Origin of the sequence: Corynebacterium diphtheriae, assembly GCF_001457455.1 — a bacterium.
Lineage (GTDB): Bacteria > Actinomycetota > Actinomycetes > Mycobacteriales > Mycobacteriaceae > Corynebacterium > Corynebacterium diphtheriae.
In genome coordinates this window covers 1,067,629-1,092,613 of record NZ_LN831026.1, presented here as the reverse complement: position 1 = coordinate 1,092,613, position 24,985 = coordinate 1,067,629, and the positions used below count along the sequence as shown (strand labels likewise).

The 24,985-nt window shown below is 54.5% G+C and carries 30 protein-coding genes; 9 read left to right on the top strand and 21 right to left on the bottom strand.

Translation table 11 applies throughout. From position 1 onward, the window contains the following. Positions 1-35: 35 nt before the first annotated feature. From AT687_RS05340 to AT687_RS05300, 9 genes are all read left to right on the top strand, one after another. Positions 36-1,385 carry an IS256-like element IS1132 family transposase gene (locus AT687_RS05340; RefSeq protein WP_014319011.1) on the top strand — a complete coding sequence of 450 codons (1,350 nt, stop codon included), beginning with the start codon at positions 36-38 and terminating at the stop codon, positions 1,383-1,385. A gap of 230 nt (positions 1,386-1,615) precedes the next feature. Beyond that, positions 1,616-1,801 carry a hypothetical protein gene (locus AT687_RS05330; protein ID WP_014319010.1) on the top strand — a complete coding sequence of 62 codons (186 nt, stop codon included), beginning with the start codon at positions 1,616-1,618 and terminating at the stop codon, positions 1,799-1,801. After that, the gene (locus AT687_RS13280; protein ID WP_014319009.1) at positions 1,794-1,928 is read left to right on the top strand and encodes a hypothetical protein; all 135 of its coding nucleotides are present in this window, start codon (positions 1,794-1,796) and stop codon (positions 1,926-1,928) included. Before AT687_RS05330 ends, AT687_RS13280 begins: the two co-directional genes overlap by 8 nt. Next, on the top strand, positions 1,925-2,326 hold the full coding sequence (locus AT687_RS05325; protein ID WP_014319008.1) for a hypothetical protein: 402 nt from the start codon (positions 1,925-1,927) through the stop codon (positions 2,324-2,326). Before AT687_RS13280 ends, AT687_RS05325 begins: the two co-directional genes overlap by 4 nt. A gap of 256 nt (positions 2,327-2,582) precedes the next feature. Further along, positions 2,583-2,987, top strand: coding sequence for a hypothetical protein (locus AT687_RS05320; protein ID WP_014319007.1), 405 nt, complete (start codon positions 2,583-2,585; stop codon positions 2,985-2,987). Between the two features lie 100 nt (positions 2,988-3,087). Then, a complete protein-coding gene (locus AT687_RS05315) occupies positions 3,088-3,471 on the top strand; it encodes a hypothetical protein (protein ID WP_014319006.1) in 384 nt (127 codons plus the stop codon). Positions 3,472-3,480: 9 nt separating this feature from the next. After that, on the top strand, positions 3,481-3,720 hold the full coding sequence (locus AT687_RS05310) for a hypothetical protein (RefSeq protein WP_014319005.1): 240 nt from the start codon (positions 3,481-3,483) through the stop codon (positions 3,718-3,720). A gap of 88 nt (positions 3,721-3,808) precedes the next feature. Next, positions 3,809-3,973, top strand: coding sequence for a hypothetical protein (locus AT687_RS12610; RefSeq protein WP_167596964.1), 165 nt, complete (start codon positions 3,809-3,811; stop codon positions 3,971-3,973). Beyond that, complete coding sequence (locus AT687_RS05300; RefSeq protein ID WP_014319003.1) at positions 3,970-4,764, top strand: AcrVA2 family anti-CRISPR protein; 795 nt, start codon at positions 3,970-3,972, stop codon at positions 4,762-4,764. Before AT687_RS12610 ends, AT687_RS05300 begins: the two co-directional genes overlap by 4 nt. A gap of 50 nt (positions 4,765-4,814) precedes the next feature. Here the strand turns inward: AT687_RS05300 and AT687_RS05295 are convergent, their stop codons facing one another. The 21 genes from AT687_RS05295 to AT687_RS05210 all read right to left on the bottom strand — a co-directional run bounded on the left by AT687_RS05295 (position 4,815) and on the right by AT687_RS05210 (position 24,838). Next, positions 4,815-5,177 carry a hypothetical protein gene (locus AT687_RS05295; protein WP_016830334.1) on the bottom strand — a complete coding sequence of 121 codons (363 nt, stop codon included), beginning with the start codon at positions 5,175-5,177 and terminating at the stop codon, positions 4,815-4,817. Beyond that, positions 5,161-5,598 carry a hypothetical protein gene (locus AT687_RS12410; protein WP_041740497.1) on the bottom strand — a complete coding sequence of 146 codons (438 nt, stop codon included), beginning with the start codon at positions 5,596-5,598 and terminating at the stop codon, positions 5,161-5,163. The genes AT687_RS05295 and AT687_RS12410 overlap by 17 nt, the downstream gene beginning before the upstream one ends. A 5-nt stretch (positions 5,599-5,603) precedes the next feature. Continuing rightward, entirely contained in the window at positions 5,604-5,966 is a 363-nt protein-coding gene (locus AT687_RS05290; RefSeq protein WP_014319001.1) for a hypothetical protein, read from the bottom strand. Positions 5,967-5,968: 2 nt separating this feature from the next. Then, positions 5,969-7,432 (bottom strand): GH25 family lysozyme, encoded by a 1,464-nt coding sequence (locus tag AT687_RS12990; RefSeq protein ID WP_014319000.1) that lies wholly within the window; start codon positions 7,430-7,432, stop codon positions 5,969-5,971. Positions 7,433-7,510: 78 nt separating this feature from the next. Further along, a complete protein-coding gene (locus AT687_RS05280; protein WP_014318999.1) occupies positions 7,511-8,302 on the bottom strand; it encodes a hypothetical protein in 792 nt (263 codons plus the stop codon). A gap of 94 nt (positions 8,303-8,396) precedes the next feature. Continuing rightward, the gene (locus AT687_RS13490) at positions 8,397-8,639 is read right to left on the bottom strand and encodes a carbohydrate-binding protein (protein WP_041740495.1); all 243 of its coding nucleotides are present in this window, start codon (positions 8,637-8,639) and stop codon (positions 8,397-8,399) included. Between the two features lie 6 nt (positions 8,640-8,645). Continuing rightward, positions 8,646-10,601, bottom strand: a complete 1,956-nt coding sequence (locus AT687_RS12985; protein ID WP_014318998.1) for a phage tail fiber repeat family protein — start codon at positions 10,599-10,601, stop codon at positions 8,646-8,648. Positions 10,602-10,619: 18 nt separating this feature from the next. Continuing rightward, on the bottom strand, positions 10,620-11,510 hold the full coding sequence (locus tag AT687_RS05270; protein ID WP_014318997.1) for a hypothetical protein: 891 nt from the start codon (positions 11,508-11,510) through the stop codon (positions 10,620-10,622). Next, positions 11,503-11,922 carry a phage gene 29 protein family protein gene (locus AT687_RS05265; RefSeq protein WP_014318996.1) on the bottom strand — a complete coding sequence of 140 codons (420 nt, stop codon included), beginning with the start codon at positions 11,920-11,922 and terminating at the stop codon, positions 11,503-11,505. Before AT687_RS05265 ends, AT687_RS05270 begins: the two co-directional genes overlap by 8 nt. After that, positions 11,922-13,577: a Gp37-like protein gene (locus AT687_RS05260; protein WP_014318995.1), complete on the bottom strand. Its 1,656-nt coding sequence runs from the start codon at positions 13,575-13,577 to the stop codon at positions 11,922-11,924. The genes AT687_RS05265 and AT687_RS05260 overlap by 1 nt, the downstream gene beginning before the upstream one ends. Beyond that, complete coding sequence (locus AT687_RS05255) at positions 13,577-14,452, bottom strand: hypothetical protein (protein WP_014318994.1); 876 nt, start codon at positions 14,450-14,452, stop codon at positions 13,577-13,579. Before AT687_RS05255 ends, AT687_RS05260 begins: the two co-directional genes overlap by 1 nt. Further along, the gene (locus AT687_RS05250; protein WP_014318993.1) at positions 14,453-19,216 is read right to left on the bottom strand and encodes a transglycosylase SLT domain-containing protein; all 4,764 of its coding nucleotides are present in this window, start codon (positions 19,214-19,216) and stop codon (positions 14,453-14,455) included. A 10-nt stretch (positions 19,217-19,226) separates the two neighbouring features. Then, positions 19,227-19,385, bottom strand: a complete 159-nt coding sequence (locus AT687_RS12405; RefSeq protein WP_014318992.1) for a hypothetical protein — start codon at positions 19,383-19,385, stop codon at positions 19,227-19,229. A 265-nt stretch (positions 19,386-19,650) separates the two neighbouring features. Beyond that, a complete protein-coding gene (locus tag AT687_RS05245) occupies positions 19,651-20,070 on the bottom strand; it encodes a hypothetical protein (RefSeq protein ID WP_014318991.1) in 420 nt (139 codons plus the stop codon). Between the two features lie 147 nt (positions 20,071-20,217). After that, positions 20,218-21,174, bottom strand: a complete 957-nt coding sequence (locus AT687_RS12785) for a hypothetical protein (RefSeq protein ID WP_014318990.1) — start codon at positions 21,172-21,174, stop codon at positions 20,218-20,220. Positions 21,175-21,184: 10 nt separating this feature from the next. After that, positions 21,185-21,643: a phage tail termination protein gene (locus AT687_RS05235; RefSeq protein ID WP_014318989.1), complete on the bottom strand. Its 459-nt coding sequence runs from the start codon at positions 21,641-21,643 to the stop codon at positions 21,185-21,187. Then, complete coding sequence (locus AT687_RS05230; protein WP_014318988.1) at positions 21,640-21,957, bottom strand: HK97-gp10 family putative phage morphogenesis protein; 318 nt, start codon at positions 21,955-21,957, stop codon at positions 21,640-21,642. Before AT687_RS05230 ends, AT687_RS05235 begins: the two co-directional genes overlap by 4 nt. Beyond that, the gene (locus tag AT687_RS05225; RefSeq protein ID WP_014318987.1) at positions 21,954-22,337 is read right to left on the bottom strand and encodes a hypothetical protein; all 384 of its coding nucleotides are present in this window, start codon (positions 22,335-22,337) and stop codon (positions 21,954-21,956) included. The genes AT687_RS05230 and AT687_RS05225 overlap by 4 nt, the downstream gene beginning before the upstream one ends. Beyond that, positions 22,330-22,743, bottom strand: a complete 414-nt coding sequence (locus tag AT687_RS05220; protein WP_014318986.1) for a head-tail connector protein — start codon at positions 22,741-22,743, stop codon at positions 22,330-22,332. Before AT687_RS05220 ends, AT687_RS05225 begins: the two co-directional genes overlap by 8 nt. Positions 22,744-22,765: 22 nt before the next feature. Then, complete coding sequence (locus AT687_RS05215) at positions 22,766-23,968, bottom strand: major capsid protein (RefSeq protein ID WP_014318985.1); 1,203 nt, start codon at positions 23,966-23,968, stop codon at positions 22,766-22,768. A gap of 15 nt (positions 23,969-23,983) precedes the next feature. Next, positions 23,984-24,838: a hypothetical protein gene (locus AT687_RS05210; protein ID WP_014318984.1), complete on the bottom strand. Its 855-nt coding sequence runs from the start codon at positions 24,836-24,838 to the stop codon at positions 23,984-23,986. Positions 24,839-24,985 lie beyond the last annotated feature (147 nt).

Sequence of the window (24,985 nt, the reverse complement as noted above, 5' to 3'; positions counted from 1 at the left end):
TGTGAGGCTCTGATCCAGAAGGAGTTTCACTGATAATGACTACCGTGTCACCGAGGAAAGGTCATGACCCGAACAGGGTCAACGAGATCAGCGCTAAGCTGATGGAAAATCCGGAAATCGCCGAACTGATCGGCGAGTTGTCGACTTCCACCGATGATGCCAGCGACCTGGTCAAAGGTCTTTTGCAGGCATCGATCAACGCTGGTCTGCAGGCTGAAATGGACGCGCATCTGGGATACGCGCACTCTGATCGTACGGCGAAAGCCCAGCTGGGCACCCCGGATGGTGGCAATCACCGCAACGGGTCGTACACCAAAACCGTCAACTCTGGCTACGGCACCTTTGATGTGACTATGCCCCGGGATCGAGCTGGCACGTTTACGCCGCGGATGCTGCCTAAAGGCACCCGCCGTCTGACGGAGCTTGATGACATGATCATCTCCCTGTACGCCGGTGGGATGACCGTGCGCGATATTCAGCACCACCTCGCCACCACCCTCGGGGTGGATATGAGCCCAGATACGATCAGCACCATTACCGACGCGGTGTTAGAAGAGGTCATGATCTGGCAAAACCGCCAGCTCGACGAGTTCTACCCAGTGATCTTCCTCGACGCGCTGCGAGTGAAGATCCGCGATGGCCACCGCGTGGTCAACAAGTCTTGCTACATGGCGGTAGGCGTCGACATGGACGGCATCAAGCACATCCTGGGATTGTGGATCGCAGACAATGAAGGCGCCAGTTTTTGGGCATCCGTGTGCGCTGACCTTGCCAACCGTGGGGTCCAAGACGTGTTCATCGTCTGCTGCGACGGGCTCAAAGGCCTGCCGGAAGCCGTGGAGGCAACCTGGCCGAATTCCATGGTGCAGACCTGTATCGTGCACCTGATCCGGGCGGCCAACAGGTGGGTGTCCTACCAAGACCGCAAACCCGTATCAAGTGCGCTACGGGAGGTCTACACCGCACCGACCGAGGACACCGCCCGCGCCGCCCTGGACGCATTCGAGGCCAGTGAACTGGGCCGTAAATACCCGCAATCGGTCAAAGTCTGGCGCGACGCCTGGGACCGGTTTGTGCCATTTTTGCAGTTCCCGCCTGCGGCACGGCGGGTACTCTACACCACGAATTCGATCGAATCGCTGAATGCTGAGCTGCGGAAAGCCACCCGCAACCGCGGCCAGTTCCCGAACGATACCGCGGCGCTGAAAACGCTGTGGCTGATGATCTGCAACATCGAGGACAAGCGCGCTGCCCAGCGAGCGAAGAAAGCGAAGCGCGCCATCGAATGCAACGGCTATATTGAAGGAGCGAAAGCCACCGGGTGGAAACAAGCCATCAACCAACTAGCCGTGGCTTACCCCGACCGATTCGCGGACTACTTGTAAACCAAGCCCCCCCCGCACACAAACAATCGGACACTCTCCTTTCCGGGTGGCGCGAGGCGTTCCGCATCATTCCCCACCCTGTTGTAAACAAAACCCATGCTATACTGGTGTGTCTAAAACTATTTTGCAACACTATTTCCTCTTAGTGTAACAGGCAGCACGCGGGGCTTTGGTCCCCGAAGTCTAGGTTCGACCCCTAGAGAGGAAGCCACCCCCAACACCACACGGACATGGACCAACAACAACTTGAGCAAGAAATAAACGACCTCAAAACCACCATCAAACAAGCCCTCCACACCAGCGGAGCAATAGATGCCTGCCCATGGTTCAATTGGGACAACACCACCACCCACATCATGACAGAACTCGACAAACAAGGCTTCCTATATCTCAACGACGAGAACGACAATGGATAACGCCACAATCACCAACAAAGAACTCGCAGCCGTACTCAACTACATGGCGGCAAACGCCCCAGCCACCGACCATACCTACCTCAAACTCGCAGCAGAACGCCTTAACAAAATCGGAGACAACCAATGAACTTCGGCACATATGACGAACTCAAAACAGCCATCGAAGACACCATCGACGAGCTAACCGAAACGCCAGGCTTCTACAACCCAAACGCCATGGCAGCCGCAATCGGAACCCGCCAAGACGATGGCTCATGGGAAATCCCCGACGCCCTCACCGAACAAGAAATCAAAGACCTACTCGAAGAAAACATGTACGAGACGTTCACTTGTGGAGTTGAAATCGGCCCCGATTTCCTTGGTGCGGTTGTTTCGAATCCTGATGGCGGGTTCGTGGAAGAATTTGAGTTCCCCGTTACCGACGATGCCAGCCGGTCAAAGACTTTAGTTTCTGGGCTGTCTTCGCATGGTTATCATGTGGTTGATTCTTCGCAGCCGAACATTTTGACGTTGAAGTTAATGTAATGTTTTATGACCGCTCCCCATGTTGTGTGGGTGGGCGGTTTTTTATACCCACAATACTACAGGTTGGTGGTATCATCAGATATTATTTCTAAGAGTTAATTACATAGGGCATTAGAAAAGCCCCACCACATGGTGGGGCGCACCCTGCTAGTGCAGGGAATGTTGAGCTTTAACATCCCGGTAGAGATATTAAAAGGGCTCACCCCCGCTTAGTGCGGGGATAGTTAGTAGATTACATCAAGACTTGGAGAATGTCATGAAAAAAGTTCGTTTCCTCAAAGCTGGAACCATCGAAGGGAAAACCGTTGCGGCGGCAGCACGCAAAGTCTATGGTCGCAAGGTGAATGTGAAGCGGAACCCAAACCCTTCATCCGCCGAGTGGGGAATGGTTGTTTCCTCCGCCGCCGAGCCACATGAGTTTAATGTCCACGACAATGTGATTAGCGTGGAGGATTTCGACGCTGGTGACGCTGACGAGCTGGAGGATATTCGCGATCTTGGCGAGCGTATCAGAATCGCTAAGGCGACATTGAAGGGGCTGGAGGATGAGATGAAAGTATTAATGACTGATCCAGCGTTGAAGGGTGTTAGCGATTATGCGATGGCGAAGGCTTCCAGGTATTTGGCTCCTCGGGTGCGTCGAATTAGGGACGGCAAATAATTTTTCCCAATCAACTTGCACTACTTTAGTATCACATGATACTATTTACATGTAAGCAAGAAGCGGAGGCCGCAACCTCCATAAGCCAAAGGAACACATCATGGTCAACACAGGAACCTGCAAGTACTACCTCGGAATCGTCATGCTAGCGGAAGCCGTCTACCTCCTCCGCGCCTGCGATAACCACGCAGCAAAACGCCCCGAAAGTGAAACACAACGAGAAGCTATCTTATGGGCGGAACGCTACGCCCGTGGCCTCGCACTCCGTGAAGCGCTCAACGTCGAAAGCAAAGCACGCCACAGCTACATCCCAACAGTCCTGGGCAATGAAGGTTTCACCAAATTCGGACACGATTTCTTTAGCAACGATGTCATCGTGTGGACAGTCGCGGAAATGCTCAGACTCACCGACGACCCTATGAGCGACACCGACAAGAAAACCATCACCGAATACATTCTCGCCCACTACGGCTACACAATCTAGGAGCACATTATGTCAAACGCAGCAGTTATCACCGCCACCATCACCGACCGTACCAACGCCCCGGTCATCCGTAAGCACCTCAAAGACGCTCTCCTCACATGGCACCAATCAACACGGCAGTGGGTGCATGTATCCCCGCTGGGGGCTATGGAAACCCGTACGATCCTTGAGGATGTGAAAAAGATCAAGGGTATTGAATACCAGATTCTTTCCTCCGAGCAATGGCAAGAAATTTTAAAAAATTCCTAAGCCTCCCACTCGAAGTAAGGTAAAAACCGCACATAACCCATATGGCTGACTACCTGAATTAGCCAGCCATATGGGCCTCCATAAAACCATGATCACTATAAAAACCGATCACTTCGCATGGTCGGGCACCCGCGAAGAGCTACGCCAGCAGTTCATTGAGCTTATCCCGCAAATTCCTGATGACGGCAAGCTCCTAGAGCTTGCAGCCGTAGCACTCGACTGCCAGACACTCGACCTCATCATAGAATCATGAAAATAAAAGACCTACCCTCCCTACGTGGCAAAATATCCAGACAATACTATATCTACGATCCCGCGCTGGCGTCCCAGATCGATGAGATGGCACTGTGGTGGATCACAGATGATATGTGCACCCTAGCCGCAGGTGCCGCTGAGTCCCTGCCGGAATGGTCCCCCACACAGGCTATGCCTACCCCCAGTGGCTTTATGTGGATCGATGGGGAAAGCCCCGCCGTGAAATCAATCATCACAAGCAAGATCGCCCCGATACGGGCTATCGGGTGGACATACAATCACGACAAAGATTCCATCACCGCTGTCACATGGTACGGGGAAGGCGGCGACCTTACCGAGGGGCTGATGTTCGTGTTCCAGGCCTCGCAGATCATGACAAGGCGCTCGAAATTCGAGAAAATGACACCCCTGCCGACACGGGACGGCGACGAATTCGCTGCGGTGCAATTCCTCGGATCAATCTGGTTACTATCGCAGCAGCCAGGAGTAGCTGAGGAAAAGACAGTCAATAAATCCTCACGCCGCAACCGCAGCAGCGGTAGCAAAACACAGCCTCCTAGCGCCGTGCGGGTGATCAACGTTCGCGGCGGCGGGCGTACCGGTGATCATACTAGCGGCAGCAGCGAAAGCAGCGGGGAGCGTCACCTATCAGTGCGATTTATGGTGCGCGGCCACTGGCGACAGCAAGCATGCGGCCCAAAGCACGGACAGCGCAAGCCGCTTTTCATTCAGCCTTTTATGAAAGGCCCCGATGATGCCCCAGTACGCCCCACAGTAAGAAAGCTATAAAACGCAAAATAAGCCCCCTACCAGCAGTTACGCCAGTAGGGGGATTATTTTTAGAAGTCTTGTTCCAACTCATCAGGGACGGGGTGCATCGTGCGAGAATCAGGAAAACTCAAATGCAGGGTACGGATGTAGTGAATCGCCACATAATAGCGGCTTTTCCACACCTCCAACTTCTCCCTAAGCTCCCCCACCTCCACCTCAAGTTTTGAAATTAAAACATCCCGTTCTTTCAGCTGGGCATTCGTCCAATCCTTCATCTCCTGCACATATGCCTGCCACTCAGGGCCCTTAGCCTCCACCTCAGCAGACTCCTTTTGGGCGCGTGCTGTGACACGGGCCGTGAAATAGCCGATGATCGCGACCAACCCACCACCGAGCAGAAAATTCAGAATCGGGTTAGTCAACTCCTCCACGGGGATCCTCCCTCCGATCACCCAGATCAATCCGCACAGTGGGGTAGGCGCGAGAAAACGCCCACAACACCAGCAGCGAGGTAGACCCATAGCTAATCGCAGTCACCCACGCCCTAGAAGACTCCCCAACCAGCGTCTGCCACGTAAAAGACAGACACCACGCGGCATGCATAGAGACAACCAAGCCGACAGCTACAGGTATGACCCTATGGCAAAAAATAGCCACGACCAGCATAAAAGCAATGAAAGCCCACACCCCGCCCCACACCATCGGGGTAGTCAATGATTCCAGCCAGTGCACCGGACGACGCTGCTGATCTACCTGCCACGGAGCATAAGACCACGCCCGCAGCATCGCAGAGGTCGCCAAAATCAGCAGACCAGCACGCGTAGACCGCACCGCCCTACCAAGAAACTGCATACCACTCACCCCTGTGGGTAGATAGATCCGAACGGCGCGCCGGGTGTTTCTGGCTTCGGCTCGTCGCCCCGTCCGGCGTTGTTGACGACGTTTTGTACAGCCTCGGATAGACGGTCAATCTTCTTGAGCGCCGCGTCTAGATCGCCTTTTGTGGTCTTGTCATCAGACCCTTCGTGGGTTTTCGCAGACGCAAGCGCCAAAGACAATGACGCGAGCACACCGATAATCGAATCGAGGTTAGCGGTCACCCCGTCTGCCTGCTCTTGGGTGATGATCCCGAAAGCGACGGCCACGCCGAGCGCGACGGCTAGCGCACCGTAGATGAGCTTACGCTGAACCCACGCGGACTTGATATTAAACTTTTTCACAGTTATTTTCCTTCCAATTGTGCGTTGATACGCTTAATGGCCTCGCCTTGCTCAAGCTGGGCAAAAAACACCATTACCAGCATTTCCACAAGTGTCAGCGAGCCCTTTTCCGCGAGCTTTTTCTCAGCAATGCCCTTGAGACTTTCCATGTCCCAGCCGTTGAAAGTGGGATTGCCTTTGTTGTCGCGGCCCGCGCCTGCGAGCTGCTCAAAAGTGAGTTTCTGAAGATCAATATCCATATGTTTTTCCTGCTTGATTCGGATTTTTGTCTTTGAGTAGGCGTACCCCTTGGGGACGATCAGCGTGCAGAATTGATCAAAGCCGATCCAGTATCCGTAGGGGTAGAAGCCTGAGTCTGCGATCCAGAGTCTGCGGCCGCCCGCGTCGGAGTAGCCCATCACCGCGATGTAGTGGTAGACGGTTCCGCCGGCGTAGGTGGGGCTGATCGTGGACGGGGGAACCGCCTTGGGGTAGTTTGATGGTGGGGCCACGATGTTTGCGATGACACCGCGACCGGCGTTAATTGAGTTGGTGATCTCACCCCAGATGACGTTCTTTGCCTCTTGATTGGGGTATGCGCCTACGTCACGGTGCGTGTATTCCCCACCCTCAATAAGAGTGTTAAGCACTGCCGGAAACTGCCCGATATAGTCGGTGCCGTTAATCGTGGTGCCGAGCTTCCTAGCCAGATCAGACTCGGGAATCATCTTCCCCGTAGCCGCTGCCACCACGGTCTGAGTGGATGCAGGACCACAGTAGTAGCCGGTGTCTTGTGTGATTTGTGAGCGTGGGTAGTCGAGGACTTTCTCCACGACCGCCTCCTTTCTACTATTGAAAAGTGCTTGTAGGCGGGTGACATCGCCGCGAAACGCGTTAGCGTCCACGCCACGTACCCAGCTGGATACCAGCGCAGATGACGCGTACTGCCACAGCTCAACGGGACGGCCACCCATGGACTTATCCCACTGGGGGTGCCGGTCGCCGCCATACAATTCGGTGTGTGGAAGCGTGCTGGTGCGCGGATATGCGGCACCCCACAGGTGTGCGAATTCGGTGGTGTCGCCCCCGTGCTGCTGCCACCACGGCCAATAGGAATAAACCCCCAGCACCGTGATCCCAGCAGCCTCAAAAAGGCGCTTCACCTCACGGATATGCCCCATGGCCAGCCCCGCGTTTGTCTCGCAGTCCAGCCATATCGGTAGCCGCCAGCGATCCCCCATCACAGCTAGAGCCGTATCCACCTGTGCTTTCAGCGTGGAACCCTCACTGGGGTTACGCAGGTAGGTGTAGGCGGCGAGAGCTGCGGTACTCCTGCGTGCATCATCCACATGCGAGCGATAGCAGCGATCCCTATAATCGCCGTCATTTGTCCGCATGATCACGAAAGACAAATCGGATTCGCGCACCGCACGCAGCAGGTTCATCCCCGACTGGTGTTCGGAGACGTCTATGCCAAATAGCGTCAATTTTTATGCTCCTTGGGCATACAGAAAGCCCCCACCGTGGTGAGGGCATAAAAAATGCACCCTACGTGGGGTGCTTGGTTAGTCGAGTCGCTTCCAGCCGTCGGGGTAATCCGCCGGTGAGAAGGCATTCATCTCCATGACGTTCTCATAGACATGCCCCTCGAATCGGATTTTCTTGCCTAGTGGGTAGGCGTCATACTGACCAGTCGGTGGCTTGAAATCCTCAACAGTATTAGGGTCTTCCCATGCGTCATCCTCCCCGAATTCATCCTCTGGGGTGGCCTCCTCATAGAAATGCCCAATCAGCGTATCTGGGGTGTGGGTGGGGTCGAGGGTCTCTACATCACGGGTCACCTTGTAGAGTTTCCCGCCGTGTGTGGTGTACTGGCCTTCGTGTAGCTCAATGCCGGCTCGCCACGGGATCGGGTTTTTCACGGTGCCGGCCTCAACCTCGTGACCCGCCTCGTCTGTGATTTTGGGGATTGGGGTGATGTCCAGCCAAATCGTCGGCAGTACATCGGTAGCCCCTGGCTGCCAGTGATTCAACCCGTCGAATTGCGACAGGTAGATTTTTTCACCGACGCGCACAATATCACCTCTGCGATACATGGACGCATGATCGGTGTGCGGATTTGCCCACTCTGGTACATCCGTGAGGTCCTCCGGAAGCTTGTCTGGATCGGTGAGCGCATCGGGCTTGGTCAGTTTGCCCTCGTCTTGTAGGGCTTTCACCACCTCGGCCTGTGCTTCGTCCACTAAGGGCTGGGCTTTCCTACGCGGGTACTCGACTGTGCCACACCATGCGAAAAACTCCGTCCACTCGTCGGTGGTGAGGTTCTGTACTTGGTTTTGTAGTGTCTCAACGCTCATAAAATCTCCTCCATGTCATATTTTCCGTTTATTTTTGCTTCCACGGCTGGGGCCTTGGACTATTGGGCTTTGCGAGGCCAGCGCTACCTATTTATTAAATAGGTATCCAGAACCCACGGGTATAGGGGGTATATTCCGCATTTGATTTATGAATCTGGGTGCATTGGTAGGCCCTACCTCCGTACAGGACTACGTCACCAGGGTTGTAGTATTTTCCAGGCTCCCATGCTGGGATCTCAGGCCAGATCTTCGTAGCCCCGTAATACACCTGTCTTACCGAAGCTCGTCCGTAGTAAATCTTGCTGGGGGTTTTATCCCCGACTCTCAGTTTACCCATCACCAATCACCGAACCAGATAAATAGTCGAGTTATCTGGATGTGTCGGCATCTGCGAAACCACCATTATCTTCGGGGCAGCGTTCACCGTGGCCTGCAACTGCTGCACCTCGTGCTTGCTGGCCATGCCAGCGATCTCGCTTTTATCAGCCTTTTTACCAATCTCAACCCTACATTCGTTTATCATCCCAGTATGTTTACTGAGAACTTTTTGAAGCGCAGTTATATCCGCTATTTTGTGGGTGTGTGAGGAGCTGGCCTTATCCTGCAGCATCAAATCCAGACCACTTATGTCGCTGGTGGAATGGTAGTGGGATTCAGGGTGGAATGAGTCTGGTTTGCCTGTGATCTCAGACCACGACGTAGCAGGCTTCGGCAGGCTACTAATCTTGCCGTCCACATAGGCCTGCGTGGTCTTTTCATCCAAAGCGTCTTGCAGCCCAGTCACATCAGCAATTCCATGCTTATGTGTCTCAGGTGGGAACTTCGCGGGCTTTTCTTGCAGCTCACCCCACGTATTGACCGGCTTAGGGATGGCCTTGATTTTCTCATCTACCGTGATTAGATCGGCTTTCGCCTTGAGAGCTTCATCTAGACCAGTTATTTCTTTTGTGGCGTGGGTGTGCGCCGACGGCTTAAAATCCGCGGGCTTACCCTCCAGCCCCTCCCACGTGGGTTTCGGGATAGCGGAGATCTGCTTAGCTACATCCGCAGAATCAGCCTTCTCCCCTAGCTGCTTCTCCACCACAGCCTTATCAGCCTTCTCAGCCAACTGTGCTGTAACAGTAGCCAAATTAGCCTTCTTCGCTAATCCCTCCGTGACAGTACTTTGATCCGCTTTCGCGTCGATCTCACCACGCAAATCCTCCGTAAGCATCGACTTCTTCACCGTGTCCGGTTTAATACCAACCACCGCTGACTCAGCTGCTTGTTCAGCACGGTTAGCCTCCGAAGTTGCCTTCTCCGTTGACTTTTTAACCTCTTCACGAACCTTATCCGCCGCTTGTGTAGCCGCAGAACCAGCAGCCTCACCAGCGGCACGCTTCGCCTCATCCCGTGCCTGCTCAGCACCAGAACGCGCTTCCACAGCGCCATCCCGTGCCTGCTCAGCACCAGAACGCGCTTCCACAGCGCCATCCCGTGCCTGCTCAGCACCAGAACGCGCTTCTTTCACCCCCGCTAGTGCTTCCTCAAGACCAGCTTTAGCAGCCTTCGCCCCCTGCTCATACGCACTAGCTTGTTCTACAGACCAGGAAGCAGTCTTCGCATTCTCCCCCGCAGCACTTTCCGAAGCCAGCGCTTTATCACGCGCCAACTCCGCTGCTCGCTGTGCTTTCTGTGCCGCAGACTCACCACTCTTAGCCCCAGACGCATACTCTTTTGCTAGCTTCTCAGCCTGCAATGCTTTCTGTGCCGCAGACTCAACCGAAGTCTTTGACTCACGCACCTCATCATTGATCTGCGAGAAGCGCTTCTCAAGATTACGCCCAGCCGCATCCGCCGCCTGCATAGCCGCTTCACTTGCTGCCTTCTTAGCCTCCGAAGCGCTACGCGCCACAGCTTTTTGGGCTTCCTTCGCCGCTAACGCATTCTGCTCGGACTCACCACGGAACCCTGCCACATCACGCTTTGCAGCGTTGATGAACTGCTGAATCTCGCTTAAAACTTGCGGCTCGTAGCGGTAGGACTTCTCCAAAAGGTCAGCAAGAGTAACCAGCCCACTATCGGGGACAACCACACGGAATGGTTGAGAATCCTGAAAATTACGGCACCGAAACTCCACCATCAAAGGACCAGGGTGTACCTCAATGGTGGCCCCGCCTTTGGAAACATCCGCTGTTTGCGGTGCGGTGGAGACTACTTGTGACCCGTTTTTTCTGAATCGTGGCGCATAGTAGATGATTTTGTCACCGGGGCGGGTTTTGATACCTGCGTCGGCAACATCGATTGAAACAGTTGTCATATGCGTGTTGCTTTCTCATTAGGTCCGCGAATTGGAAAGTGGATCGGATTCTCCGTTGCCGTTCGACCAATCGCCGTGAACGCTTCTGCTGATGTGTTGAACGGATAGGCGATTACGTGAGGGCCCGGATAGGACACCACGACTGCTTGCGAGAGTGTCCACCTCAACAGTGACGTAGTAACCAGAATCTGGGACAACAACAGATGACACAATGGTTTGTGTCGTGTTTTCAGAGGCATAAAAAGTGGACTGTTGGAAAGAATAAAGCTGACCATCAGGCCTGTGGACATTAACCGACCACGTTGCCCTGGAGGTGGAGATGACAACCCATGAAAAGGTCACCTGTGCGCGAATATCCCAAAGGCCTTTATCAAGGAAGCGGATACCGTTTCTATACATCTCGCAACCTTGCATAGGCCCAATCTGTGTAGTCATTGGTAGCACCTGCGGACCGTTGACCTCTTTGCCCCTGTCCATATAAACAGACCCGTAGTCTTGGATCGGGGAAAGCAGGTCAACACGGCTATTGAGTTGTAATTGCCCGTCACGGATGTTCTTCGTGGCGTTGCCAATCTCTTTGAAGATTCCGAAACCGCCACCAGTGATAGCGCTGGCAATACCACTAATCAGGGCTGCAATCCCTTGCCCGATGCCTGCGAGAATGCCGACACCTAGTTGGACAGCCCCGCCTAAAATCTTGCCAATGGTGCCAAACAAGTTCTGGAAAAAACCACGATTGCCCATGAACTGCTCATCCAGTTCCTTACGCAACTGTGCTTTCAACGTGCCCTCAGTTAGACCACTATCGAGTTCTTTAACCTCAGTGGTGGTTTTACGGTGGCGGGCATCCTTGGAATTCGGGTCCTTCGCAGGGTTGTTCCCGTCAAGAAGGAACATCTTGTCACTCATCTGTAGCATCCTTTACGGTCGCATGGTTATCAAGTGGTTTTGCGTGTTCTGCGGTGTAATCCAGCTCGGATTGCAATTGCTGCATGAGCAGGCGTTTCTCATCAGCACTGAGGTGATCGGTGTTCGGGACGGTGTCTTTAGCGTCGAGTACTTCTTCAATTGGCACCCACCGGCCTGCCGCCCCCATCACCCAGTTATCGGTGCCATGTGGTGGCACATATTTGATGGTTTGCAGCTCATCATGGTGACGGAAACCGCACTCATAAAGGTGCTGCGACCATTTCCGCATAATCCCTGTTGGAACCAGCAGTGGTGCTTGGGCTTGCGGCCCAGCTAACCCCACGAGCGCCCAAAGAAAATGCTCTTCTGGGTTCTCATCATCTAAATGCCCTTGTAGTGGCAGACCGGCCATTAAATCACTCCTAGATCGTGTGCGGCGGATTGAACTTCTTTCACTTGGGACAAAACCTGCTCCAATGGGGAATGCTGGGATGACAAATCACCACAAACACACGACCAGCCGCGTTTTGTTCGGTTGAATTCATAAACCAATTCGGTGACTTGCTCCACTACGACGATGTCTTCACCGAGGCCTTGGATTGTGGCCCCGATTCGGTCGCCGAGGAAGTAGTGCCCTTGTCCTTGGTCGCCGATAAACCATGGGGCACCGTCGGCGACGTTGATTTTGTGGGATATTTTTTCGCGTGTCTCCCACATGCCACGGCGTAGCGCTAGAACAGCGGAAATGGTGTAGGCCTTATCAGCCCCATCAACAAAGTGCTCATAGTAGTGTGACCAGCCCAGTTCCCTTGACCTGTTGCTGGAATAACTGGTCATCCACGCAAACAAGGTGTCCGCATAAATCGGCTGTAGGAATGTATCGGCAATAGCGCCCAATGTTGGGAGCAGAATGAAGTTACCGATGTAGTTGCCAACAAGTTTCACCGTTGCGGAAATAGCTTCGTTGACACCATAGGCACTATGCCCACCTGTTACGACTTGGGTACTAGTAGCTGGTTCCCACGCGTATTCGGAGGATTCCACACCTGTAATCGGACCATCGTTGTAAACAACATAAGGGTAGTTGGGTGCTGTACCCAACCAGTTGCGTTGACGATACTGGGGAACATCACGAGGCGCGGGCAATACCGTGTTACGGGTATCAAGATCACCACCACCGAACACGGTTTGCAGGGTGCGAACAAAACCACTCTCGCGGCTACCCGACAACACAGTGCCGTCTTCCGACCAATAGCCCGACTTGTCCACAATATCGATCACCAAACACCCGTGCCGAATACGTGCACCCGGCCACGGCTCAGGATCACCCGTTAGCCAGCGCCTACACTCAACGGATAGTTGAGCATCAGCAAGTTTTTGCTTCGCCATTTCATGCCATGACTTCATGCGGGAAGAAATCACAGTCCACGGTGAAGCATCCGACGACAAGGGGCTATTGGGGGCAACCTGCACACCCCAGAACTCGGTTCCAGACACCCCAACCCACGACTTACCGTCGAGGGGGTCTTCTGGGAACGAGAAGGCTTTGCCGGCAAGACGACGAATGTTGAGCATCAAAGCGACTTTCAACACCCAGCGTGTAGGACCAACGAGGGTGAAACTGCGTGGGAACTGTACCGCCGATGGCAGATACGGGTTCGGCCACACATACACATGTTTGACTTCCTCGTAATCGTGGAGGAAGTGCAGTTCGACGAATCGTTCACCATTGGTGTCTTTTTTCAGCAAGACTTGGCAGGCGCGACCCGACCAGCGTGCACCGTCTTTATCCATCGTGACGTGAATGTTCTTCTTGCCACGGTTACGGTGTTGGATTGCCCACTGTGCGAGCCGGTCATCAATACGAAGTTTCAGGAAACCAGAACCAGTGTCGTTAAGCTTCCACTGGAACTTGCCTTCCATTGCGTCATTGACACTGCCAACAAAGTTCCAATCACCATCCCATAAGCGAACCTGTGGGAGCGCACGGCGTGCTTCAATACGCTCTTCGCGTGCACGCTTACCGTTCTCCCACAGTCGGATGATGTCATCTGATGGTTGTCCCATTATGCCCCCATCCCGTAGGGGCGTTGCCAATACTGAACCATCCGCACCATGCATTCAGCATTACGAGAACCACCCGACACACTCACAGGTAGCTCAGTTTCTGGTGTATGCGGTGGCACAGGGTGAAGGAAATCCACACCACCGAACAAACCAGCAATGTTACTGCCATCGTCGGCAACATACCGTTCCGTTCTCGGATACGTGTCAATGGTCAAGTGCTGCCCCGATGACAACCGCGGGGTGGTAATCGTGCGGCGTGCCTTTGAATCATTCTTGAAGGAATAATCCGGCAGTTTCCATGTACCAGGTGCGGTCACGGTCCACTGCAACCACATGGGCAAATCAGTGGGATTAGAGATTGTGACCGAGCCGCTTCCGGTTCCACTGGAGGCTTTAAACGAACTTGCCCACGTGTCACCTTCCCAGAAAGGATGAGGTGCACGAAGCATGACCTGCATCTTCGAATACTGTCCAATACGGGGATCATGCTTCGATTTCGTGATCGTGCGAGAAAGCTTCACCACGTCCAACGACCGCGACGTTCCCGTTTCTGGGGACGTCACACGAATCTTTGAAGTGTCCACCGGATCAAACGAACCGTAGAAACGCCCCTCAACATCCTCCCAATTGGCCCCATCTTCGGAGGCGAAAATGTTGAATGTTAACGCTAAATCCAGTGGTTCCCACGTGACACCCGTAAGTGTTGCGCCTTCTTCAAAAGCAGAAGATGACCAAATGCCCTTAAACGGTGCTTCACTGTGCAGATCATCGGGGCTGATGTCGAGTTCGACACCTTCGGCACCCATGCCGTTGCCGGACACAGTCCATATTTCGCCATGGGTGCCAATAATTTCGATCAAAAGGGGTTCTGCCATTTAGCGTGCTCCTCTCATAGAGAAAACTTGTTGCTTAGCGTGCATTTCAGCCAAACGCAGCCCCTCATCCGCATTGGACGCTTGAATCGTGTAGTTGATCTTCACATCACCAGCGTGGTGAGAGGCATTATTCGTGGTGTTGGTGAATGCCTTGTTCAGAGAGGCCGCGAAACCGGGATCGGAGTTCATGGCGGTGAGCAGTGGTCGGGCTGCGTGCGCGCTTGCGGCGTTGTTCACGAATTCGCCGTTGGATAGCACGGCTGGGATGAGGTCTTGGCGTGAGCCTCCCTTACCCCAGACGCTGCCACCGTTGGCGTATCCGTGACCTTTACCCCATACCCCAGTGAGGTCGAGGCCGTAGCGGGATTTGAAGTAGCGGAGTGCTGCGTTCATGTTCGCCCATGGGTCACGGCGATCATTCGGGAGTGTGGGGTCACGGTGTGCCGCGAATGTTGATGGGATGATCTGCAACAATCCCACACCGGCGGCGTCGCCCGTGCCGTTGATGTCAACGATTTGTTGAGCAATGTTGGGGTTACCACCGGATTCGGATTGAATCTGTTTGACCATTGCGTCAACTTGTGGCTTCGAATTGTTCAAACCAACATGCGCGATGGCTTGTGCTGCCATTGGACGCCACTGTTCCGCACCACCAGCAGGGTCCCACACATGGTGAATTACATCCCCGCCACGGGTGTTTGTTGCTACTGGTTGCAGATCAACCAGTGAGCCACCAGTGACGGTTTCGGTTTCCGCATCGGGGTTCTCACGAAGGAACCTTGCGGATTCTTGCTCCACCTCAGAGATACGGTTAGCTGCTTGTGCAGGGTTGGTTTGCTTCTTCGCTTTGATACGCGCTTTTTCAAACATTTGCCATGCTTTGAACACTGGTGGAAGTTCAGCTTGCCCCACGAGGGCATTCGCAGCGTCATCAACCCAACCAGTCAAGGCTTCCAACCCGATCTTAGACATGGATTTCAGCCACGAGGAACCCAACTCGCCAAGGGTGGTTGGTGATGATTCCCCTGTACCGTCTTCCGCACCGTAAGACATGGGGTCGGATGCTTCGGATTCACGGAAATTCACGAGGTCTTCGGAGGAATCACCACGACCGAATTCCAACCCGCCCATCTTTGGAACCTTGATCGGTTTAAACATTTCAGCCGGCAAGTGCGCATGATCGGTGAATTGTGGATCGTTAGCACCGGCTGCTGAGCCGCCGAACTGGCCGTTACCACGACCACCACCCATTTCCACATTCGTGCCGCTAGGCAGTGTGCCCGCGGTGTGACCACCCCACGGGCCACCGTTGAACCAACCAATGGTGAGAGCACCGGGGCCGCCTTTGCCGTTGCTGAATCCCATGGCGCGGAGGGCGTCGCCTTCATTGCCGGTGGCGAAGCGCCCGCCGAAAGGATCAAGACCTGCCGCGTAGCGACTGATGGCGGACATGGAACCGGAGCAGTCACCCCAGTTAACGCCACCCCACACGTAGGGTTTGCCTTCGAGACCACGGGCGAAATTGTCCATGTCTTCGACGGTGATGCCACCATCAGCGTAGGCGTGGATTCGTTGGGCTGGGCGTGGGCTAATGTTCGTGCCGTCGCGTTGGACACGTTGCCCTGTCCTGTCAACTACGTCGTAACCAAAAATGTCGGCTGTTTGGACAAGGATTTGGGTTGCGCGTCCGCGTTTGGATGGTGCGTGTGGGATGAAGGATTCGCCTTGGGTTTCGTCTTCGGCCCACACAACCCATTCGCCACCGCGGGCGATTTGGGCTTCTTGCTTCGACTTTCGTGGAACACCACCATCCGCGTATGCGGTGATGCCACCATCGGCGTAGGTGGTGTAACCGCCGTAGGCTTGTCGTCGCCCGCTGCCTCCACTGAATGGGTGACGGAGGCGGTTAATTTTGTCGTCGAACCAGTTGGATACCGACGCCCACGCTTGTTTCATTCCTTCTTGCAGGCCGTTGATGATGTTTCGCCCGGCGTTCTTGAGCCATTCTTTGGCGTTGTTGAACACTTCCTTGACTTTGGTGGGCATCTGTTTGATGGCCTCATGGAAGTTGGAGAAGCGTTGTTTCGTGGAGTTCCACCACTCAACGACTTTTGTTTTGGCATGAAGGAACGCCCCAGCGAGTCGGATAACAAACGTTTTTGCCCCGTCAACTGCCGACATGAACCCTGCTTTAAGGTAGGCGCCTAGCTTGTTGACGGCATTGCGGAATGCTTCGTTGTTCTTGTAGAGGTTCACGAACGCCAGAACCAGTAAGGTTCCCACACCAATGATAATGCCAATGGGACCCGTGAGAAGTGTCATGGCGGTTCGTAGCACTGTGAACGCTGTTTTAGCATGTTTCAGCACTGAGGTGACCTTGAGAAGCATCCCCACGAATGAACCAATCGGGCCAAGAACCACTGCAATAACCGGCGCAATTGCTGCTAACGCTGGTATTAGCACTGGCGCGAGGAACGCAATAATCGGGGCGATTGCTTCCAGAATGTGGGCGAATGCCGTTGCTAATGTGCCAATAGCAGCGCCCAAGATTGGTGCGACTGGTTGCAGGGTTTGCCACACATCACCCAAGGTTTGGAATGCGTTGGTAAGCCCCGGCCCTGCTGCCACCGTAAGTTTTTCGAAGAATGGGATGACTTGTGTAGCGAAGATGGTTCCTATGGCACCGAATACGGGCATGAGCGCGTTAATGGCGTTGCTAGCGGAGGTGAACATGGCGACGAGGGTTTCTTGCCCTTCGGCACTGTTGACCCATGCATCCATGTTTTCGACGGCCGCCCCCATCATCCCAAGGAATGGGACTCCGGCTTGTGCTGCTGCACCGAAGAAACCAGACAGAAGACTCCATGTGGTTTGGATTCCGTGGCCTAGGCGTTTAAAGGCTTGGATTCCCTGTTCGATGTTTTCGGCGAGGCTCCCATCTTGTCGCATTTGGTCGACTTTGGTTGCCCACCCACCCAAGGTTTCATTAATAGCTGCACCGAGGCGTGGTAGGTATGCGCTGCCGACTGTGGCGAAGTCTATCCAGATGTTGGATAGTGGCTTGGCTGCTTCTGCGAGTTGCGCGAACATGCCGCGTGCGTTGTTCAGCGTGGTGCTGAAATCAATGGCGGCGGTTTCTTTCGAGAACTCTGCGATGGCGTTGCGTAGCCCTGTGTTTATCTCCCCCGCAATGTTGGATAGTCCCGTTTTTAGAACTGGGAGTTGCACATTTGCCAGTGTGGTGACTGCCGCACCGAGGTCTTCGAAGAGTCGGTCTTGGGTGGCGAGTTTGAGGTCATTCCACTGGTCGCCTAAATCGCGCATGGCAAGGACGAATTCGCGGGCGTTTGGGGATAGTGCCGCGAGGGCTTCGGCGAAGGGGTCGATGCCGCCTGCTGCCACGCTGGCTGCATCGCCAACGGCTGAGAGGGCGTCTGCTAGTTGCCTGTTGGCTTCAACGAGCCGGTAGTTAGCGTCTTCGAGTTGTTCGGAGGCTTTGAGTTCGTTGTATTGGGCGTCTTCGACTTCTTTTTTCGCGTTGACGACTTTTTCTGATCCTTCAACGCCTTGTGCGTTGGCTTTGGCGGTGGATTCTGCGAGTTTGTCGTTTTCGTCTTTGACGCGTTGCAGTGTGCTGATGGATTTACGGTAGGCAAGGTCAGCTTCTGCGATGTCGAGTTCGGAGGATTTGGAGGAGGATTTGGTTTCTTGGAGGCGTTGGTAGGCGCGTGCGACTCCAAGTGTTGCGTCTTCTTCGTTGAGGGCGGCTTCTCGGAGGCGTTCGTTGAGGTCTTTGAGCTCTTCTTTTGCTTCTTTGCGGGCGTTGGTGAGGTCTTTTTGCGCTTGCCGAGAGCGTTCTTGTGCTTGGGCGAGGTTGCGTTCAGAGTCACGGATTCCTCTGTTTGCTTCGACGATGGCGCGTTCTGCGGATTCGACGGCGCGTTGGGTTTTCTCCATGGAATCCCCCGCAGATGAGCCTGCACCGGATGCTTGTTGCCCCATTGCCCCGAAAGCTTTGCCAACACCGCCAACACCGACAATGAGAGCACCGAGCCCTGCGCCCATTCCTGCGAGTGCTGCGGGTAGGACTGCTGCAACACTAGAGGCCTGCACTAGGAGAGCGACCATTGCAGATAGTGGGCCGATGGCGCCGGCTGCAAGTGCGCCGATACCACCGATTGCTGCGCTGATGACACCGAGTTTGAGGCCTGCTGCATGTAGGGCCATGATTTGTGCCCTGAGTGCTGTCAGTTTGGCTTGGGCTGCGGTGGTGTTGAGTCGCGCAATGAGGGTGACGACACGGGTTCTTGTGAGCGTCGCTAGGCGTGTGGCTGCTGTTGCAAGGTCAATGTTGACAAGGATTCGTGTGCGCCGTGTTCGGGCTGTTTCGATTATTTTGGTGCGGGCTTTGGCGGTGTCTGCGTCCACGTTGACGGTGGTGCGTCGGTCGTGGGTGGCTTCGACGATTTTGGTTTTTGCTTCGAGGGTGTCGGCGTCAACGTTAATGGTGGCGGTTTTGTTTTGCGCCGCTTCGGCGATCTTCGTTTCGGCTTGTGTGGTGTCAGCGTCAACGTTAATGGTTGTGGTGTGGGCTTGGGCTTCGAGTTCTGCTTTGAGTCGTGCCGCAAACGCCCCCATATCAGGGGTGATGTCAACGCTATAGTATTGATTTATACGTTGAATTTCGGCGCGGAGCTTTTCGGCGAACTTAGACAAGTCTGGTTTGATTGTTACGCTTGCTGAACCGGCACTGTAGTTCGCCATCGTGTTTTCCTTACGCTTCTGGGAAAAGTTGCGACTCAATAAAACTAAGTCGTTTCTTGATCTGCGTCCGCTTCACCCTCTCCATGGCGGTTTGCGGGCGTGCTACGGGCATAGGCAATTCACCTGTTTGACCAACCACATTGATAAGAACCTTGAGAAGGTCTTTCACATCGGCTAGATCACTTCGTTCATCTGTCCAACCAGCAAGTGACGGCCGGTACTGGGGATCGGGTTCCCCGAACTTGTCATAGACAGCTTGGGCTATCTCATCATCATTCTGGGCACTAGAAACATAATGGCTTCCCTGCGGAAGAAGGCCAGCGAGTTCATAGAATGTTTCCCATGAGCGCCGCCCGGTAAAGAAATCATCAATATCAATTCCGAGATAGTGGTGGAAGTCGTACCGGAGTTCTTTACCGTAGCGGTCGATGAGGTCATAGGATTGCGCGAAACGATTCTGCTGCTGCGTCTACCCCGTAGAAGTGTTCGAAGTAGGAGATGACGATTCCGGTGATGATTTCGTCACCACTGACACCGGTTTCACGCTCATATTCATCGATGACATGGAAGACACGGTTAATGTCATTCATTAGGACAAGGCGGAGAACTTTACTTACATCGCCGTTGTTCATCGCCTCAGACAGGTTGAAGCGAAGTGTGAAGTTCGGTTTCTCAATGACCACAGGAGGATCAAAGCCGTCCTCTGGGCCGAGAACGAACGGCTCATCTGTGACGATGCTGGGGGCGTTAGAGGATCGTGTGGTTTTGAGTGCGCGATCACGGAACTCTTCGAAGGATGCGATCTTCTTTGCGACGCTGGCCTTTTTAGCGGCGGCGGATTTGGTGGTAGCCATTGGCAGACTCCTTTGTAGTTATGGATTGGAAAAGCGTGGCAGACATAAGTAAGTGGGGTGCGTGGTGTCTGCCAAATCCCAACGCACCCCACTGTGGAGAGAGGGTTGTATTTGTTGCCCGCCCGACCCCAAGGCGGGGCATACCAATTATGCGACGGTGATGGTGTGCGAATCACCGCCAGACAGCGACGTGCCGGTGCCGGTCAGATTCCCCTTCACACCGGTGAGCCTGTATGGGCCACCGGCAGAACCGGTTCCCTTAATACCGGTAACATTGTTTAGCTTGTTCAAAGCGGCTGCAACGGCCGTACCGGTAGCGTCGTGCGCAATTGGGGCAGTCGTCTCACTACCCAGCGTCAAGGTAAACGTGCCGCCTGAAATGCTACGTGGAAGGGTGACGGTCTTTGTCGCGCCCTCTTCCTCTTCCTCGCTGTCGTCTGTGAAGAAACCAGCCTTACGGGCGAGTTCAGGCCAGCCTGGGCCGGCAAGCCCCATTTCGAACATCTCACCTTTTTCTTCAAACACGGACATGGTCATTGGAAGTCCCATTTCTTTGGCCTCCGCGAGGGACATCTTGCCCTTCTTGTTGAGAGATACCTTGGGGAACTTCCAGAATGGGAACACGTCGTTGGATTCATCAAGGCCGATGAGAGCGATTGACCAGTACTTCACACGGGAAGCTGCACGCTTCTTAATACGGGTGGCCTTGCCGCTGTTTTCGACGTCTTCGTCTTCGAAGCTCAGCCACATTTGCAGGCCAAGCTTTCGAATTTCTTGAAGGACAATGTCAATGTCGAAGTTTTCCTCAGTGACGAAGATACGGCGTTGTGCACGAGAGCCGTAGCCCATAACACCTTCGGTCTTCATGTCTGGGGTGAGGTCAACGCCTGCTTGCTTTTGGATTTCACCAAGGCTGAATGCACCGGATGGCATTGGTAGAAGGTTGCCGGTGGAATCATCAACGATCGATCCGAGGTCAACACCGTATGGCGCTGCAATGACGGCCATATTCGTACATGCAAGAACTAGGTCGTCTTGCTTGTCTTTGATGAGGCGGAATTGTTGCGCATTGGTTAGTGGTGCGCTTTTTGCTGGTTCTGGCATCGAAATGCTCCTAAAGGTTAAGTAGTCGCGTTGTGACCGTGAAGAAGGCCTGCGCGGTTCTGTGGTCTAGTTGGGGTGCAGGGAGTCGCTGCGGGCCTTGTGCGTCGCTGATGTCTTGGATGGTGACGTCGCCTTCGGGGGTCGTGACTGTCCCGTTGAAGTTGGTGAGTTGCCTGCGGAGCCACTGGAGCACGCGTGTTGAGTCGGACCGGTAGGCGGTTGTAACTGTGACGAGTACACGTGGGTGGTCTTGGGTTCGTTCCGCTACCCCACCAAATCCTGTTGCTGTGGCGATACAGTGTCCTGCGTTGATGAGTTGTTCTGCGTCGGCTGCGCCGGGAGGGATGATGTAAGCCCTGCCAGCTGGGGTGAGTTTTTGCAGAATGGTGTTCATTACAGTGACCATGAGGATTTCGACATCTGGGAAGCGTTGATCGTCTGGGACTGTGATGTGTGGGGGGGTTGTCATTGGGTTTCTGCTTCGACTGTTTCGAGGGCGTAGCGGAGGTTGTGTTGTGCAGCCATGCGGGATGTTCCGAATTCGACGTATGCTGCGTAGTGGGTGCCGGCTTCGTTAACGGGGTCGATGGTGAGGTGGAGAATTTTCCCGTTGGTGGTTTGTTCTGGGGTCATGTGGGCTGATGCAACCATGGCCCCGGTGCGTCGTGGCGCTATGAGGTTAAAAACATCCCAGATTTGGTTGGCCGCTTCGGTGATTGCTTCGAACACTTCTGGGCTGTCGCCGATTTGTGTTTCGAGGGCTGGTTCTAAGGTGATGTTCATGTGTTCGTCTCGTTTACCGGTGTGTATCCGGCGGTGGCGATGGTGAACTGTGTGAATGGTTCCCACCCAGTGAAGGGGTTTTTGGGGCGTATCGGCGGGTTGATGATGATCCCGTATGCCCCGTTGGGAAGGTAGACCCTGTCGGTTGCTATGACGTCGCTTTGTGGTGGGGCTTGAATGTCGATGGTTCCTACCCAGCGGTTTGTGCCGTCGTCTTCCCAGTTGATGCGCCCGTTGGTGGAGACAATGGAGCAGGGGCCGATGGTGTGTTCGCTGGTGGTGTTGATGCGATCCCCGAGGCTGTCGTAGGCGATTTTGCCGACTCGTTTGATGGTCAGTGTTGCACCGTTGGGGAAGTCTAGGGGTGTGTGGTCATCCAAGGTATTTGACCGCCTGCCTGCATAATCCGACTTGTTTTAGTCGCATGATTGCGGCGTCGCAGAGTGTGTTTGCTGCGACGCCGAGTTGTTCGACGGTGAGTGCACCGGCGTAGGAGACGCTGCCTCCGGGTACGGATTGTGAGGCGATTTGGGCTTTTTGCCCGGTGTATCCCTTAGTTGGGTCGAGTCCGGAGGTTGCCCACATTGTGATTTGTGAGCAGACGGCGTCTCGGAAGGCGTCTTCGATGTCGATGTCTGTGGGGTATCCGTCTTCGTCGACTGTGTAGACGTCAAGGCGTGTTGCTTGTTCCACCATGAGGGAGGCGTGTCGCAGTAGCGATCTGATGTTTTTGGGCGGTTCTTCGATCCACTGTTTGATGTTGGTTTCAGTTGCGTATATGCGCACGTCTCCCCCTTGGGTTATGTGGTTACATCACGGTGATGCCGGTGGACGACCCACCGACAAGCGAGGTACCGGTGCCGGTGATCTTTTGCTTCACACCAGTGACGGTGTATGGGCCACCTGCGGAGCCGACAACCTTGGCGCTGGTGACGTTGGACAGGGCGTTGAGGGCTTCCGCTACGGCGTTGCCATCAGCGTTGTATTGGATTGCCCGGGTGGTTTGGCGACCAACGGTCAGGGTGAAGGTGCCAGAGCTAACACCGCTAGGAAGGGTGATAGTGGAAGATTCGGCGGCTGCTTCCTCTTCCTCGTTTGCGCCGCCCTTGAGCAGAACAATGCGATCTGGGTCGAGTACCTTCGCACCGAACAGGATGTCGATGGAGATGATGTCAGACTTGCGGTTGATGTCGTATTGGCGAACAACACGCAGGAACAGGCCATTGTGGGAGGCGATAGCACCTTCTGCACCAGATGGGATTGGTAGGGATGCAGATCCGAATGCGAGTGCGGACTTGTGGAAGGCTGCACCAACCTCGGTGCCGGTACCAACACCACCGAGTTCTGGGGTGACGTTTGCGGAGCGGTAGGTTTCGAAGCCGAATACGTCACGACCGAGGGATGCGCGGCGTAGCGCTTCGGTGGTGCCGGACTTCTCAGCGTTCTTGAGGTGGATGGAGTTGTTCCAGTAGGCCTTCATCATGGGGCCGATGACCGCTGCACGGTCGACCATTGGGACTTTCTTCTTGTCCAGGAGTGCGCCTGCCATCAGGAGGCATTCTGGTTGGTTCCACATAAAGTCTGGCTTGTCGCCAACGGATTGGGTTGCGCCCTTGATGAGGGTTTCGAGCAGTGCCTTGTCCACACCTTCGGTGATGGCTTCCATTGCTGGGGTGAGAAGCTGTGCGTCGAAGTCTGCGATGTCGAGGGCAAGTTGCTCGGAGGTGACTTCGAAGGAGGTATCGAGGAAGGTGTCCAGTTTGACTGGTACGGAGCCCTCGGATGGGGTTTGGATTTCGATACCGGAGGCGCGGTTGAACTTGTTGGCTTTGAATACTGCTGGCTTGCGGACGTTGATGGTGTCACCAACGCCGGCGTTGGTGAATTCTTGGGTCAGGTCGGTGTAGATGAGTGGTTTGACCGTGAGGGATTCGTAGAGGGTGACTAGTGCTTGGTTGGCGATGGTTTGGGTGGTGATGAATTTGTTGGTGTTTGCACCGGAAGCGGGCATTTGTTGTGTCCTTTGTTAGTTGATGTTGACACCGCGTCGTTGGCGTCGTTGTCCTAGGAGAGATTCGAAGCTGTTGTCTGCGGTGATGGTGTTGGCTCCGGCGCTGTAGTCGGTTCCGGAGCGTTGTGTGCGCTTGGGTGCGCGGTTTGTTTTTGCGGCGTACTGGTTGACGAGGTTTTGGATGCTGTCGTCGTAGTCGCCGTCTTGTGGGTTGAGCTTGGCGAGCTGGTTGTTGAAGCTGATGGAGTCGGTGAGTTCGCGGGGGTCTACGTCGGCGTTTTGGGTTGCTTTGTAGATGGCGAGTTCTTGCCGTGCTTGTTGTGCTTGCTTTCGCTCGGTTTGGAGAGTTTGGTTGAGCTTTTCCGCTAGGTCGTTGGCGTTGTCGGCTTCGATTCCGGCGGCTTGTGCGAGTTGGGTGACGAGTTCTTGGTATGCGGTTTCGACCTTGGTGGTCATTTGTTCGCGCATTTCTTTGTTTTGTTTGCGGCGGTGGAGGTTTTCGCGACGAAGTTTGTCAACGTATTCCTTGGGGAATGTATCGGCGGTGTCTTCGTCGGGGGTGTTCTCTTCGGCGCTTGTGGTGTCTTCGGCGTTGGTGTCGTCGGGGGTTTGCTCTTGATCTTCGTCGTCGTCGAAGTCGTTGAGTTCGTCGATGTTGAGCCATTCGATGTCGTCGTCGAAGTCGTCGAGTTCGTCGTCTGTTTCACCGTCTGTGGTGTCGCTGGTGTCGTCGGTGTCGTCGTCGTTTTCGCCGTTGGTGTAGTTGGGTTCACCCGATTCGTTGTCGGTGTCCTCTACTTCGACTGCGGGGCCAATAAGTTTGTCCTCATCGTCGTGATTGAGGGTGTCCTTGTTGGTTTTGTTGCTCATTTGGGTTCTCCTTTGTGTTCATGACTGCACCTGGCCTGTCATGTGCCCGCTCCCGGCGTGGCTATTTTGGGGGTGGTTAGACATGCGTTTAACCCCCTAAACGGATGTTGCTGTTTCCGCTTAGGGGGTGTGCTGTTTGATGTGTTC